The organism is Prevotella melaninogenica, assembly GCF_003609775.1.
GTDB classification, from domain to species: domain Bacteria; phylum Bacteroidota; class Bacteroidia; order Bacteroidales; family Bacteroidaceae; genus Prevotella; species Prevotella melaninogenica_A.
This window is the reverse complement of the sequence record NZ_AP018050.1, coordinates 633,553-646,564: the sequence shown is the minus strand read 5'-3', so window position 1 is coordinate 646,564 and position 13,012 is coordinate 633,553. Positions and strand designations below refer to the sequence as shown.

At 43.1% G+C, this 13,012-nt stretch carries 13 protein-coding genes; 9 read left to right on the top strand and 4 right to left on the bottom strand.

Features of this window, described 5'->3' with window-relative positions; genetic code table 11:
• The first annotated feature begins 84 nt into the window (after nucleotides 1-84).
• Nucleotides 85-828 (top strand): nitroreductase family protein, encoded by a 744-nt coding sequence (locus PMEL_RS09275; RefSeq protein ID WP_120175043.1) that lies wholly within the window; start codon nucleotides 85-87, stop codon nucleotides 826-828.
• Between the two features lie 78 nt (nucleotides 829-906).
• Here the strand turns inward: PMEL_RS09275 and PMEL_RS09270 are convergent, their stop codons facing one another.
• On the bottom strand, nucleotides 907-1,284 hold the full coding sequence (locus tag PMEL_RS09270) for a hypothetical protein (RefSeq protein WP_120175042.1): 378 nt from the start codon (nucleotides 1,282-1,284) through the stop codon (nucleotides 907-909).
• A 480-nt stretch (nucleotides 1,285-1,764) separates the two neighbouring features.
• Between PMEL_RS09270 and PMEL_RS09265 the strand changes: the two genes are divergently transcribed.
• Nucleotides 1,765-3,972: a sodium-translocating pyrophosphatase gene (locus PMEL_RS09265; RefSeq protein ID WP_120175041.1), complete on the top strand. Its 2,208-nt coding sequence runs from the start codon at nucleotides 1,765-1,767 to the stop codon at nucleotides 3,970-3,972.
• A gap of 358 nt (nucleotides 3,973-4,330) precedes the next feature.
• On the opposite strand, the gene PMEL_RS09260 is transcribed toward PMEL_RS09265, so the two are convergent.
• Both PMEL_RS09260 and PMEL_RS09255 read right to left on the bottom strand, forming a co-directional pair.
• The gene (locus PMEL_RS09260; RefSeq protein ID WP_120175040.1) at nucleotides 4,331-4,768 is read right to left on the bottom strand and encodes an NUDIX domain-containing protein; all 438 of its coding nucleotides are present in this window, start codon (nucleotides 4,766-4,768) and stop codon (nucleotides 4,331-4,333) included.
• A gap of 15 nt (nucleotides 4,769-4,783) precedes the next feature.
• Nucleotides 4,784-4,996 carry a DUF3791 domain-containing protein gene (locus tag PMEL_RS09255; RefSeq protein ID WP_120175527.1) on the bottom strand — a complete coding sequence of 71 codons (213 nt, stop codon included), beginning with the start codon at nucleotides 4,994-4,996 and terminating at the stop codon, nucleotides 4,784-4,786.
• Nucleotides 4,997-5,163: 167 nt separating this feature from the next.
• On the opposite strand from PMEL_RS09255, the gene PMEL_RS09250 reads away from it, so the two are divergent.
• The 5 genes from PMEL_RS09250 to PMEL_RS09230 all read left to right on the top strand — a co-directional run bounded on the left by PMEL_RS09250 (nucleotide 5,164) and on the right by PMEL_RS09230 (nucleotide 11,006).
• Entirely contained in the window at nucleotides 5,164-5,976 is an 813-nt protein-coding gene (locus PMEL_RS09250) for a GSCFA domain-containing protein (RefSeq protein ID WP_120175039.1), read from the top strand.
• An 11-nt stretch (nucleotides 5,977-5,987) separates the two neighbouring features.
• A complete protein-coding gene (locus PMEL_RS09245; protein WP_120175526.1) occupies nucleotides 5,988-6,419 on the top strand; it encodes a Fur family transcriptional regulator in 432 nt (143 codons plus the stop codon).
• Between the two features lie 84 nt (nucleotides 6,420-6,503).
• On the top strand, nucleotides 6,504-8,984 hold the full coding sequence (locus PMEL_RS09240) for a bifunctional UDP-N-acetylmuramoyl-tripeptide:D-alanyl-D-alanine ligase/alanine racemase (RefSeq protein ID WP_120175038.1): 2,481 nt from the start codon (nucleotides 6,504-6,506) through the stop codon (nucleotides 8,982-8,984).
• 183 nt (nucleotides 8,985-9,167) lie between these two features.
• Nucleotides 9,168-9,548: a GxxExxY protein gene (locus PMEL_RS09235; RefSeq protein ID WP_120175037.1), complete on the top strand. Its 381-nt coding sequence runs from the start codon at nucleotides 9,168-9,170 to the stop codon at nucleotides 9,546-9,548.
• Nucleotides 9,549-9,674: 126 nt separating this feature from the next.
• Nucleotides 9,675-11,006, top strand: coding sequence for a DNA recombination protein RmuC (locus PMEL_RS09230; protein WP_120175036.1), 1,332 nt, complete (start codon nucleotides 9,675-9,677; stop codon nucleotides 11,004-11,006).
• Nucleotides 11,007-11,589: 583 nt separating this feature from the next.
• On the opposite strand, the gene PMEL_RS09225 is transcribed toward PMEL_RS09230, so the two are convergent.
• Nucleotides 11,590-11,958: a winged helix-turn-helix transcriptional regulator gene (locus PMEL_RS09225; protein WP_120175035.1), complete on the bottom strand. Its 369-nt coding sequence runs from the start codon at nucleotides 11,956-11,958 to the stop codon at nucleotides 11,590-11,592.
• A gap of 229 nt (nucleotides 11,959-12,187) precedes the next feature.
• On the opposite strand from PMEL_RS09225, the gene PMEL_RS09220 reads away from it, so the two are divergent.
• Together PMEL_RS09220 and PMEL_RS09215 are read left to right on the top strand one after the other, a co-directional pair.
• Nucleotides 12,188-12,640: a cupin domain-containing protein gene (locus tag PMEL_RS09220; protein WP_120175034.1), complete on the top strand. Its 453-nt coding sequence runs from the start codon at nucleotides 12,188-12,190 to the stop codon at nucleotides 12,638-12,640.
• Nucleotides 12,634-12,945, top strand: coding sequence for a transcriptional regulator (locus PMEL_RS09215; RefSeq protein WP_120175033.1), 312 nt, complete (start codon nucleotides 12,634-12,636; stop codon nucleotides 12,943-12,945). Before PMEL_RS09220 ends, PMEL_RS09215 begins: the two co-directional genes overlap by 7 nt.
• Nucleotides 12,946-13,012: the final 67 nt, after the last annotated feature.

Genomic DNA, 13,012 nt, shown 5'->3' with positions numbered 1-13,012 from the left:
GAAAATATTTCGACTGCGAAGTTACGAATTGTTTTCCAAAATAGAAAACATTTACTTAACTTTGTAGCATCAAAATTATCTAAAATGAAAACTATTAATACAAGAAAGACGATAAGAAAATACACCAACAAGGATGTATCGGAGGATTTACTGAAAAATCTATTAGAGAAGGCTGAACGTACCCCAACAATGGGAAACCTGCAGCTTTACTCAGTTGTCATCACACGAAACGAGGAAAAGAAGGCGCAATTGGCACCTGCTCATTTCAACCAACCGATGGTCATGGGGGCACCTGTGGTCCTCACCTTCTGCGCGGACTTCCGTCGTACTACGCTCTGGGCGGAGAACCGTAAGGCAACACCGGGTTACGACAACTTCCTTTCTTTCCTCAATGCTGCTACTGATGCGCTGCTCTATTGTCAGACTTTCTGCAACCTTGCAGAGGAAGAAGGCTTAGGCACTTGCTTCTTGGGAACAACCATCTACAACCCTAAAACTATCATTGAAGCATTACAACTCCCTCGCTTAGTGATGCCTGTCGCTACGATTACCCTCGGTTGGCCTGATGAAGATCCAGCCCTTGTTGACCGCCTTCCTATCGACAGCATTATCCACAACGAAACTTACGAAGACTATACGCCTGAGCGTATCGATGCTTTCTATACGCCAAAGGAGCAGTTAGAGGAAAACAAACATTTTGTGGAAATCAACAATAAAGAAACCCTCGCACAGGTTTTCACCGATTTAAGATATACGAAAGAAGCGAACGAAGCCCTTTCTAAAGTATTAATAAATTCACTTAAAAATCAAGGATTTATAAAGGAGTAAACAAACCATCAACAACCAACAGCCAACACAGCAAAACTAAAAACGGAGATTTATATAAATCTCCGTTTTTACTTAATATCACTTATCTCCCTTTAATATAATCCCCTCTTTTATTTTACTCCTTGATGTTACTTTGGAGAATGTATAAACAGCATTGTTTGCATTATCTGGCTCAAGAACCTTGAACTCCAAGTTCCAGCCTTTATCAACCATCCAATTAAGGAAACTTACAGCTGTTAAGAATTTAATAAATTTCCCTTGCTCATCTACTGGTCGTGTCTTCTTTTCTGATTCAAAAAGAGAAGAGTTTTCTCTCAAATCACCAAAATCAAGATAAACGATATAACTCTGCCTATTTAAATAGCCTTCTGCTTCGCAATAGTACTTCTTATCTTGTGCCATAAGCACGATTGGCACACAAAATAATAGGATTAGTAAAAATAAGTTTTTCTTCATAATTAATAGTTTTAGTACAACATATTTGCAAAGATAATAATAACACCCTTTTCTTACAAATATTTTGTAAACTTTCTACTTATTACATCTATTTTGTCCCTCTTTTTCATGTGTTTTGTGATGGTGCTAACGCCCCGCACATCATGTGCGGAACGTTAGCACGCTATGTGCGAGGCGTTAACAGTATGGCAGAAGATAATAAAAACTCACCCCCAGCCCCATCTTCGCGCGGGAAAGAGAGGAAGTGCAGGAAACACCATGCTTGCGAATAACTGAAAGCCTTTCCCTAATTTATAGGGGTATCACGCATACTACTCCCCTCCCTTTGGGGGAGGGGCAAGGGGGAGGGGCTGCTTGTTGTGGTGATTGGTTGCTGTTTTACTCTTTCTTTTTTCCCAATTTCCCTTGCTTTTCAATATTTTTTTATATATTTGCGAACGAACAAGGAAAGACTATTACACAACCTAAATATTTTGAATTATGGAACACATCCCACAAGTTTTTTGGCTCATTCCCATTGCATCAGTGTGCGCACTGGGTATGGCATGGTATTTCTTTAAGTCTATGATGCAAGCGGAGGAAGGTACACCCCGCATGGTTGAGATTGCTGAATACGTACGTCGTGGTGCCATGGCGTATCTGAAACAGCAATACAAAGTCGTATTGATGGTTTTTGTCGTTCTTGCTATTGTCTTCGCCATCATGGCATACGGCTTCAATGCGCAGAATGAATGGGTACCCTTTGCCTTCCTAACTGGCGGCTTCTTCTCTGGTCTTGCAGGTTTCTTCGGTATGAAAACGGCTACCTATGCCAGTGCCAGAACAGCCAACGCAGCACGCAACGGACTCAACGATGGACTCAAGATTGCCTTCCGTTCGGGCGCAGTCATGGGACTCGTTGTCGTAGGATTAGGCTTGTTAGACATAGCCATTTGGTTCATTGTCCTCACTTGGTTCTATTTTGATAAGATGACAACGAGCGAAATGCTTATCACCATCACAACAACGATGTTGACCTTCGGTATGGGTGCATCTACACAGGCTTTGTTTGCTCGTGTGGGTGGCGGTATCTATACAAAGGCTGCCGACGTAGGCGCCGACCTCGTGGGTAAGGTCGAAGCTAACATCCCTGAAGACGATCCACGCAACCCTGCAACGATTGCCGACAACGTAGGCGACAACGTGGGTGACGTGGCGGGTATGGGTGCCGACCTATACGAGAGCTACTGTGGTTCGATTCTTTCTACCGCTGCCTTGGGTGCAACCGCCTTTGCAGCCTCATCAGGCGATATGCAACTAAAGGCTGTCATCGCACCAATGCTCATCGCTGCCGTCGGTGTTTTCTTGAGTTTGTTCGGTATTTTCCTCGTAAGAACGAAGGAGGGAGCCACGATGAAAGACCTTCTCCACGCCTTAGGATTAGGCACAAATACGGCTGCCATACTCATCGCTGCTGTTAGCTTCCTCATCCTCTACCTCTTAGGCTTGGAGAACTGGCTCGGTGTTAGCTTCTCTGTCATTGCTGGTTTGGCTGCTGGAGTTATCATCGGTCAGGCAACGGAGTACTATACTTCTCAAAGTTATATGCCAACAAAGGGAATTTCGGAGGCAAGTCAGACGGGTTCGGCAACAGTTATTATAAAAGGTATCGGTACGGGTATGATTTCAACCTGTATTCCTGTCCTTTCCATTTCAGTGGCTATCATGCTGAGTTATCTCTGTGCCAACGGCTTTGACATGTCAATGTCAGCACTCTCTATTCAGCACGGACTCTATGGTATCGGTATCGCTGCGGTGGGTATGCTCTCAACCTTGGGTATCACCTTGGCAACAGATGCCTACGGACCGATTGCCGACAACGCTGGCGGTAATGCGGAGATGAGCGAGTTAGGAGCAGAGGTGCGCCAGCGTACTGATGCCCTTGACGCCTTGGGTAATACGACAGCCGCTACGGGTAAAGGCTTTGCTATTGGTTCGGCTGCACTGACAGCATTAGCATTGTTGGCTTCTTATATCGAAGAAATCAAGATTGCCATGGCTCGTGTCGGTACACAAATGACCAACGTTGCAGGTGAAACGATTGATGCCACAAAGGCTACTATCCCAGACTTCATGAACTTCTTCCAAGTAAACTTGATGAATCCAAAGGTTCTTGTCGGTGCTTTCATCGGTGCTATGGCAGCCTTCCTTTTCTGCGGACTGACAATGGGTGCCGTTGGTAGAGCAGCTGGAAAGATGGTGGAAGAGGTGCGTCGCCAGTTCCGTGAGATTAAGGGAATATTAGAAGGAACAGGCACACCAGACTATGGACGATGCGTGGAAATCAGTACACAGAGTGCACAACACGAGATGATTTTCCCATCGCTTTTAGCCATCATCATCCCTGTTGTCGTCGGTCTTTTGCTCGGAGTGGCAGGTGTATTAGGCTTGTTAGTAGGCGGTTTGGCAGCCGGCTTCACCCTTGCCGTATTCATGTCGAATGCTGGTGGTGCGTGGGACAATGCGAAGAAATATGTCGAAGAAGGCAACTTCGGCGGTAAAGGCTCTGACGCTCACAAGGCAACTATCGTCGGTGACACCGTTGGCGACCCATTTAAAGATACTTCTGGTCCATCGCTTAACATCCTTATCAAACTCATGAGCATGGTCAGCATCGTGATGGCAGGACTTACCGTTGCTTGCTTATAGACGCTGTCGAAAGAGTTATTCACACGAAAACGAACTTATCTTCACGAAAAGAAAGGCTTTCCTTTGTGGCAAAAGCGTTCTTTTTGTGAAGATAACTCATAGTGTATAGCCGTTGAAACGAAAAGAAATATATTTACATTACTTCCCTTATCCCATCTTTTAAAAGCACAGAAAGAGCCTTTCTTTTTTGCCTTTATAACTATCAATCATTCAGGATGTTATAAACTCACATTATAAAAGGGCGTTACTTAGACCTCAAAAGGGCGTTACTTGGATTTCAAGTAACGCCCTTTTGCAAGCCTATTAAGCCTTAATTCAATTCGAAATGAGCATGAATTAAAAATGAGGTTGTGAAAAATTAGGACAAAGCAAGCCTCGTCACTCGTTCTGCCTCTCGAAGTATCTCACGATGATCGAAAGCCAATTCGGGGAGTTCAGTCAGTAGGAACCACCTTGCTTGTGCTGCATCGTCCAAGCCACTGACTTCGGCAGGCTTATCAAGAACCGTATAATAAGCCACAGTAATGATTCGCTCGCGTGGATCACGGTTGACAGCATCAAAGACACCAACGCGAAACAACTCGCCCACCTCCAAACCTGTTTCTTCTTTCAGTTCACGACGAGCAGCATCAATCGTTGTTTCGTCGATATCCATAAAGCCACCCGGGAAAGCCCATTTCCCCTTACAAGGCTCATTCTTCCGCTGTATCAACAGCAGTTTCATCCCTTCTTCAGTACGTGCAAAAACAAGACAGTCAGCCGTTACGGCTGGGTGCGGATATTGGTATGTGTACATTTATCGTTTCTCTATTTATAAAACTCCTTTCTCTCTCATATAATCTGTCAAATCTTCCATCAAGTAACGAGAACCAAAGGTATGCAAAACATCATAAGAAGGCACAATATATTCATCCAATATACCAGAGGTTTTCAACCTACGGTATACTTCTTGTTGTGGTAGTTTCAGCATTACTGACAACTTACCTATGCAATAAGTAACAAACTCTAACGTCTTTTTATCCATATCATTACTAAACTTAGATACGATAAGCTTATAAGTAGGGCAAATATACAAATAATATATGAAAAGAAACATTAACTGATAGAATATTTATTTAAGCAACTAAAAAGTATGAAAAATATTCTTTACTGAATGTTTTTCTCTATGATTTTTCTTACCTTTGCGACCTTATGGAATTTAGAACAATTGTCAACATCCCCCGTCCGACATTTGAGTTGGAGCCTTGCGAACGGATTCTTTTCGTTGGGTCGTGCTTTGCTGATAATATTGGCAAGCGATTCGAAGAGGAGAAATTCCATGCCGTGGTAAATCCTTTCGGTGTGATGTACAACCCTGTTTCAGTGCTACATACGGTAAAGAAGTTGGAGAGCCAAGCCTTTGACACAGCCGTATTCACCTTGGGAACAAACCACGTCTATGTGGAGCGGGCGACAGGTGAGATTGTTGACAACTGCCAGAAACGTCCACAGCGAGAGTTTGAAGAGCGCGAACTCACTATTAAGGAATGCGCAGAAGCACTACATGAAGCTATTTCCCTATTACGACAAGCGAATCCAAAGGTTAATGTTATCCTGACGGTTAGTCCTATCCGCTATGCTAAATATGGCTATCACGGAAGTCAATTGTCAAAGGCTGTACTGCTATTGGCAACAGACAAAGTGGTGAAAGAAAATGGTGATAAGGTCTATTATTTCCCAGCTTATGAGATTGTTAATGACGAACTGCGCGACTATCGTTTCTATAAGGCAGACATGCTGCACCCCAACGAACAGGCTGTAGACTATATATGGGAACAGCTTGTGGCAACCTGCTTCTCCACTGAAGCTAAAGAGTTTCTTAGAGAATGGCAACCGATTAAAGAGGCATTAGCCCACCGCCCGTTTAATCCAGAGGCAGCGGCTTATCAGGATTTCATAAAGAAAACAATGGAAAAAGCAAAAATGTTGAAACTAAAATATCCCAATATAGAATTGAATTTATAACTATGGAAGAAATGAACGACAAACAGATTGAACTGCTCTTAAAAACACATGGCATAAGACTGACTGCAAATCGCATACTCATAGCACGCACATTGTCAGGACTGGATAATCCAGCTTCTATGAAAGAGTTGGAAGCAAAGATTCAAACGATTGATAAGTCAAATATATTCCGTACACTATCACTATTTAAACAGCAGCACTTAGTACATCAATTGGAGGACGGGAATGATGTGGTGCGCTACGAATTATGTCTTAGCGATGAAGAGGATGAGGATGAGGATATGCACGTACACTTCTATTGTGAGCGTTGCCATCAAACCTACTGCTTCAATGACATACCAGTTCCGCAGGTAGAACTGCCCGAAGGATATGAGCAGTTTTCAATCAACTATATGATAAAAGGAATATGTCCTAAATGTGCTCACCGATATTATCTTAAATGATAAGACGAAAAAACCGCAAGGATAAGATGTTGTATTAAGACTTTTCACTACCTTTGCATAAGATATAAAACAATATAGGTAGTAATGAATTATACTATTGAGAAAGTAACGACGCTCATTGGCGCACGCCGTTATGGTGATAAGGATGCAAATATAAGCTTTGTTCTTACCGACAGCCGTTCTCTCTGTTTCCCTGAAGAAACATTGTTCTTTGCGCTTAAGTCTGAGCGTAACGACGGACATAATTACATCCCAGAACTTTATGCAAGGGGTGTGAGAAACTTTGTCGTGGAGGTAGTGCCTGAGGGTTGGGCTACTCGTTATCCTGATTCTAACTTCTTGAAAGTTGTTGGTTCGCTGGAAGCCTTGCAGCGACTGGCTGAACGTCATCGTGATGAATACTTGATTCCGATTGTGGGAATCACGGGTTCTAATGGTAAGACGATGGTCAAGGAGTGGCTTTATCAGTTGCTATCTCCGCAGATGGTGGTCACACGCTCACCTCGTAGCTATAATTCTCAGATTGGTGTTCCGCTGTCAGTATTGCTCTTGAGTGAAAATACACAGGTCGGTGTCTTTGAAGCAGGCATCAGTCTTCCGGGTGAGATGATGGCTTTGCACGACATTATCCAGCCTACTATCGGTGTCTTCACCACGCTTGGTACTGCCCACCAAGAGAACTTCCCATCCATAGAAGCTAAATGCCATGAGAAGATAAAACTCTTCCATGACACCGAGGCGATTGTCTATTCTTCGGATGACGAGGTGATGATGCAGTGTTTAAGCCAGTATGATTACAAGGGGCAGAAGCTGGATTGGTCTACTAAGAAGGAAGAAGCGGCTTTCTATATCAAAGCGATTGAAAAGAAAGACATTGAAACAACCGTTTCTTATACTTGGAAAGGGAAGACAGAAGGACAATATAAACTGCCTTTCATCGACGATGCCAGCGTTGAAAATTCTATCACCTGCGCAGTCGTTTCACTCCATTTAGGCCTAAATCCTGAGACCATTAGCGAGCGAATGGCACAATTAGAACCTGTCGCTATGCGCTTGGAAGTGAAGGAGGGACAGCATGGTTGTACGCTTATCAACGATTCTTATAACTCTGATTTCAACTCACTCGATATTGCACTCGACTTCATGAACCGTCGTCCTGACCATAAGGGACGTCGTCGTACATTGATTCTTAGCGATATTCTACAGAGTGGTGACACGGATAAAGATCTATATAGCAAGGTTGCTTTCCTATGCGAAAAGCGTGGTGTTGAGAAGTTTATCGGTATTGGTGAAGGACTGTTGGCACAGCGTTCTGCCTTTAAGCATTTAGGCGAAAAGCATTTCTTTGCTACCGTCAACTCCTTTATCCACAGCGATGTCTTCGCTAACTTGCACGATGAGGTTATCTTATTAAAGGGTGCAAGACAGTTTGGTTTCGACCGACTAACAGAACTCTTGGTGAAGAAGGTGCATGAAACAGTATTGGAGGTGAACCTCAATGCCGTTGTTGACAACCTCAACTGGTACCGCTCTTTCCTCAAACCTGAGACGAAATTGGTTTGTATGATTAAGGCTGACGGCTATGGAGCGGGTGCGGTAGAGATTGCTAAAACCTTGCAAGATCATCGTGTTGACTATCTTGCTGTGGCTGTTGCCGATGAGGGTGTGACCCTTCGTAAGAACGGTATCACAAGCAATATCATGATCATGAACCCTGAGATGACTTCCTTCAAGACGCTCTTTGACTACGACCTTGAGCCTGAGGTATATAGCTTCCGACTCATGGATGCACTCGTAAAGGCAGCACAGAAGGAGGGTATCACGGGCTTCCCTGTTCATATTAAGCTCGATACGGGTATGCACCGATTAGGCTTTGACCCACAGAAGGATATGGATGAGTTGATTGACCGACTGAAACATCAGAATGCTATCATCCCTCGTTCGGTCTTCTCTCACTTCGTTGGCTCTGATGCCGACAACTTCGACGAGTTCTCTGCACGCCAGTTTGCACTCTTTGATGAGGGTAGTAAGAAGCTTCAAGCTGCTTTCAGCCATAAGATTATCCGCCACATAGACAACTCTTCGGGCATCGAACACTTCCCTGAACGTCAGTTGGATATGTGCCGATTGGGCTTAGGTCTTTATGGTATTAACCCACGCACAAACAAGACAATCAACAATATCTCTACGCTGAAGACCACTATCCTTCAGCTGCGCAACGTACCAGCTGGTGAGACTGTGGGCTACTCTCGTAAGGGAACAATCGACCACGACAGCGTGATTGCAGCAATACCAATCGGCTATGCTGACGGCTTGAACCGCCATCTTGGCAACCGCAACTGCTATTGTTTGGTAAATGGTCAGAAGGCAGAGTATGTCGGTAACATCTGTATGGACGTAGCTATGATTGACGTTACAGGCATTGATTGCAAGGAAGGTGATAGTGTTGAAATCTTTGGTGACCACCTCCCAGTGACCGTCCTCAGCGACACGCTCGGCACAATTCCATACGAGGTTCTGACGACAATCAGCAACCGCGTGAAGAGAGTTTACTTCCAAGATTAAAAAAAAGAAAGATCCCTCCCCACATAGGGAGGGATATAATAACTTTCATTCTCTCACAGAATGCACAGATAAACAGACTTTACAGAACTTCTACACAGAGCCCTGACGGGCATGGATAGCACAGAAGCTACCACAACACACAGTATAGACTTTCCGTCTACAACCAATACAACCTAATCTACTATGCAAGAAAATGATATCACCTATAATATTATAGGAGCAATATACAAAGTCTATGCGGCACTGGGACCAGGCTTACTCGAATCTGTTTATGAGGAAGCTTTAGCCTATCAGTTAGAGATAAATGGACTAAAAGTAGAGCGTCAGGTGCATGTTCCTATATTTTATGAGGGTAAACAATTAGCTGATGATTTAAGATTAGATCTATTGGTAGAAGGTCAAATTATTGTAGAATTAAAGGCTGTAAAAGAATTGTTGGACACGCACTATAAACAACTCCTAACCTATCTGAGACTATCCAATCTGCACATTGGACTACTCGTAAACTTCCAAACTGCTGATATTAAACATAATATCCATAGAGTTATCAATGGATATAGATAATATTTGCAGACATCCATATCGTCAGAACTCTGTGCAATCTATGCCCATCAGGGCTCTGTGTAGAAGTTCTGTAAAGTCTGTTTATCTGTGTATTCTGTGAGAAAATTATAATAGAAAAAGGGAAAAATGGTAATAATATATTTAATTCTCGGCATTATCATCGGCGCAAGTATTATGCTGCTATGGATGAAGAACAAATCAACATTAGAGCAGAAGAAGGCTGGTGAGGAATTAGCTGTGCTCCGTAGCCAACTCGACACGGAACGGAGGAATATTGATGAACGTATTGCTGCAGTCAAAGAGAATGCTAACCAGCAACTTGAAGCAGAACGAAAGCATGGCGAACAGCTACGCAACGAACTGCAAAAGCAGGCTGAAGCTAAGAACAGACTGCTGCAAGAGGAGGTGCGCAACATGGCTGCACAGATGTTGGATGAGAGTCGAGAAAAGATGAATACGGCTGACAAAGAACGCCTCGACACCCTCCTCTCTCCTCTAAAAGAACGATTAGAGGCTTTTAATCAGACGGTTACAAACAATAGCAAGGAGAATACTGCCAATAAAACTGAGATTAAAACGACTTTTGAAGAGGCCTTGAAGCGCCTTCATGCAGAGCAGGAAATGACCATCAAAGCGATGCGTGAGGATCAGGAACGTGCTGTAAAAGAACTGCGCGAACAAACGGAACGCATTGGTAACGATGCTGCTTCGCTCACGCAAGCCCTTAAAGGCGACTCCAAGATGCAGGGTGATTGGGGTGAGATGATTCTCGAAAAGACCTTGGAAGACTGTGGACTTATTCAGGACCAACAGTATTTCCTGCAACAGAATTTCAAGGACAAAGACGGCAACAACTTCCGACCAGATGCCGTGATAGCCTTCCCAAATAACGAACGTGCGGTGATTGACGCCAAGGTTTCGCTGACGGCTTATCAGGCAGCTATCAAAGAGGAGGATGCTACTCTGCGCGAACGCTATATGAAGGAACACGTTACCTCTATCAAGAAGCATGTCGACGAACTTTCTGATAAGAACTACGAGAAACTTGTACCGGGCTGCATCGGCTACGTTTTGATGTTCATCCCTTACGAAAGTGGCTATTCTGCTGCCTTGAAGACCGACCCTTCTATCCTACAATACGCCTATCGCAAGCACATCATCATTCTGAGTCCAAGCAACCTGCTCATGGCTTTACAGCTGACACACACCATGTGGCAGAACTTCCGTATGACAAAGAATGTAGAGGAAATCCTCTATCAGTCTAACGAACTCTTCGATAAGTTCGTCACCTTTGCCGAGACTTTCGTGAAGATTGGTACGAATATCGAACGCCTACAACAAGACTTCAACAAGGCTAAGGGCCAGCTAAACGAAGGTAAGGGCAACATCGTCCGCCGATTAGAAGGCTTAAAAACATTAGGTATTAGTCCGAAAAAACAGATTCCAGAGAACTTGTAATCTGCTAATATAAGCCCTCACGAAGGGATAAAGAGAAGGTAAAACTTTCAAACATAAATAATCTAAGGTTTCTCTCACAGAGTGAACAGATAAACAGAAAGAACAGAAACACAGAGACCTAAAGGTCATTCGAAGACACAGATTCTATTGCTATACATTCGCAAAACTGCTCTGTGTACTCCAAGACCTTTAGGTCTCTGAGCATTTCAGTTAGCAAAAGGAAATCTGTTCTTTCTGTTTATCTGTGTATTCTGTGAGAGAATGGCATCAAATCAAAGACCAATGGTTTTAGAAATATTATTACAAAATATCCAACAAAAATCCTGCAAAAGGGGTTAAAAACAAGTGATTTTAGTACCATTGTAAGTCTTTTGAAATCAGATAGTTGCACAACTGCATTTCAAAAGGTGCTTAGTAAGGCTTCAAAAGGGCGTTAGTAAGGGGCTTAAAGAGCATCTTTTGCAAGCCAATTGGGCGTTAATTCAAACGCTATTAAGCCTTAATAAAAATCGAAGGGAGGAAAAATATTTACAAAGAAGATTGCTATTACTTAATTCGTTGACCACTAAAAACGCTAAAAAAACTACTTCAGCAGATACTGTTTTCTCGACTCAATAATATCTTCCATGTTCTCACTCGCCCACGAAATCAAGTTATTTATAAGCGGTAAGAGGCTTTGCCCTTTCTCCGTAAGTGAATATTCGACACGAGGCGGTATCTCAGGGAAGGCTTCACGAAGGATAAGTCCATCTCCCTCCAACGTCTTCAACGTTGCAGTCAGCATCTTTTGAGAAATATCGGGAATGTTACGCTGCAGTTCCTTAAAGCGTTGGCTATTGTTGTTCTCCAACGTGAAAAGCACCAACATTGACCACTTGTCCCCTACTCTTGACAGTACATTACGTATAGGACAATCTGGATAGAGAGCATCTCTTACTTCATTTCTATTCATACTTATAAATTCTTTAAGTCATATTACTGCACAAAAGTAACTATTATAAGCTAAGGCTCGTATCTTTTAGTGTTAAACTATGTAAAACGCATACCTATTAAGTGCTTTATTATCAGCATTACTTACCTCAAGGTAACTGGCTAACATTTGCGTACCTACTTGTGGATTAATCTGAAAGTCAATACCTTTGCATCATCAAAACAAACAAATCAATAAAACAAAAAGAATTATGAAAGCAATTGAAACGATCAAGAATGGTAAGAACTTCACAGCAGTAAACGTAGGTAAGCTCAGCGATATCAAGGACTATGTGCTCTCACTTGGAGAGATTGAGATTCCGGGTAAGGTATTCGTTAGTCAGGCATTGCAGACAACAGGTAGCGAACTCTCATTCCAGACACTCATTCCCGGACAGGATAGTGGTTTCCTTCACACACACAAGACACACGAGGAACTTTACTTTATCCTCAAAGGTGAAGGTGAGTATCAAGTTGATGGCGAGGTCTTCCCAGTGACTGAAGGTAGTATTATTCGCGTTGCTCCAGAAGGTAAGCGTGCACTGAAGAATACTGGCAATGACGAGATGTTAATGCTCTGCATCCAATATAAAGCTAACAGTTTTGCAGAGGAAGATTCCCCTATGACCGACGGCGTGATATTGAATGACGAACTAAAATGGTAATAGACCCACTCTTCCCAACGTGTCCGATACGTAATGTCCTTGCAAGGGTATGCGTGCCAGACACGCTTTGCCTTATCCAAGAATTAGGTAGGAAAGGTGAGGTGAGTTACGAAGCGTTAAGTCAAGACTTTTCCGACTGTCCTCTTTCCACCTCGCTAAAAGTCTTGAAAGAAGACAAGATTATCGTTGAAAACAACAAGCTATACAGCCTTTCAACCATCGGAAAGGGGCTCTATCCACTCGTCTCAACCCTCATCACTTGGTGCGAAAAGAATCTTTTCCCATCTACAACAAATAATAAATAGAACGAAATGGGATGTGGATTCTTCCAACATACTTTACTATGACAAATAAAAAAGAGTGAAAGAAAAC

Bases quoted from the DNA above. Each gene is read 5' to 3' on its own strand.
- PMEL_RS09240 (WP_120175038.1), top strand. From the start codon at position 6,504: ATGAATTATACTATTGAGAAAGTAACGACGCTCATTGGCGCACGCCGT.
- PMEL_RS09245 (WP_120175526.1), top strand. From the start codon at position 5,988: ATGAACGACAAACAGATTGAACTGCTCTTAAAAACACATGGCATAAGA.
- PMEL_RS09250 (WP_120175039.1), top strand. From the start codon at position 5,164: ATGGAATTTAGAACAATTGTCAACATCCCCCGTCCGACATTTGAGTTG.
- PMEL_RS09265 (WP_120175041.1), top strand. From the start codon at position 1,765: ATGGAACACATCCCACAAGTTTTTTGGCTCATTCCCATTGCATCAGTG.
- PMEL_RS09275 (WP_120175043.1), top strand. From the start codon at position 85: ATGAAAACTATTAATACAAGAAAGACGATAAGAAAATACACCAACAAG.
- PMEL_RS09235 (WP_120175037.1), top strand. From the start codon at position 9,168: ATGCAAGAAAATGATATCACCTATAATATTATAGGAGCAATATACAAA.
- PMEL_RS09220 (WP_120175034.1), top strand. From the start codon at position 12,188: ATGAAAGCAATTGAAACGATCAAGAATGGTAAGAACTTCACAGCAGTA.
- PMEL_RS09260 (WP_120175040.1), bottom strand. From the start codon at position 4,768: ATGTACACATACCAATATCCGCACCCAGCCGTAACGGCTGACTGTCTT.
- PMEL_RS09215 (WP_120175033.1), top strand. From the start codon at position 12,634: ATGGTAATAGACCCACTCTTCCCAACGTGTCCGATACGTAATGTCCTT.
- PMEL_RS09230 (WP_120175036.1), top strand. From the start codon at position 9,675: ATGGTAATAATATATTTAATTCTCGGCATTATCATCGGCGCAAGTATT.
- PMEL_RS09225 (WP_120175035.1), bottom strand. From the start codon at position 11,958: ATGAATAGAAATGAAGTAAGAGATGCTCTCTATCCAGATTGTCCTATA.
- PMEL_RS09255 (WP_120175527.1), bottom strand. From the start codon at position 4,996: ATGGATAAAAAGACGTTAGAGTTTGTTACTTATTGCATAGGTAAGTTG.
- PMEL_RS09270 (WP_120175042.1), bottom strand. From the start codon at position 1,284: ATGAAGAAAAACTTATTTTTACTAATCCTATTATTTTGTGTGCCAATC.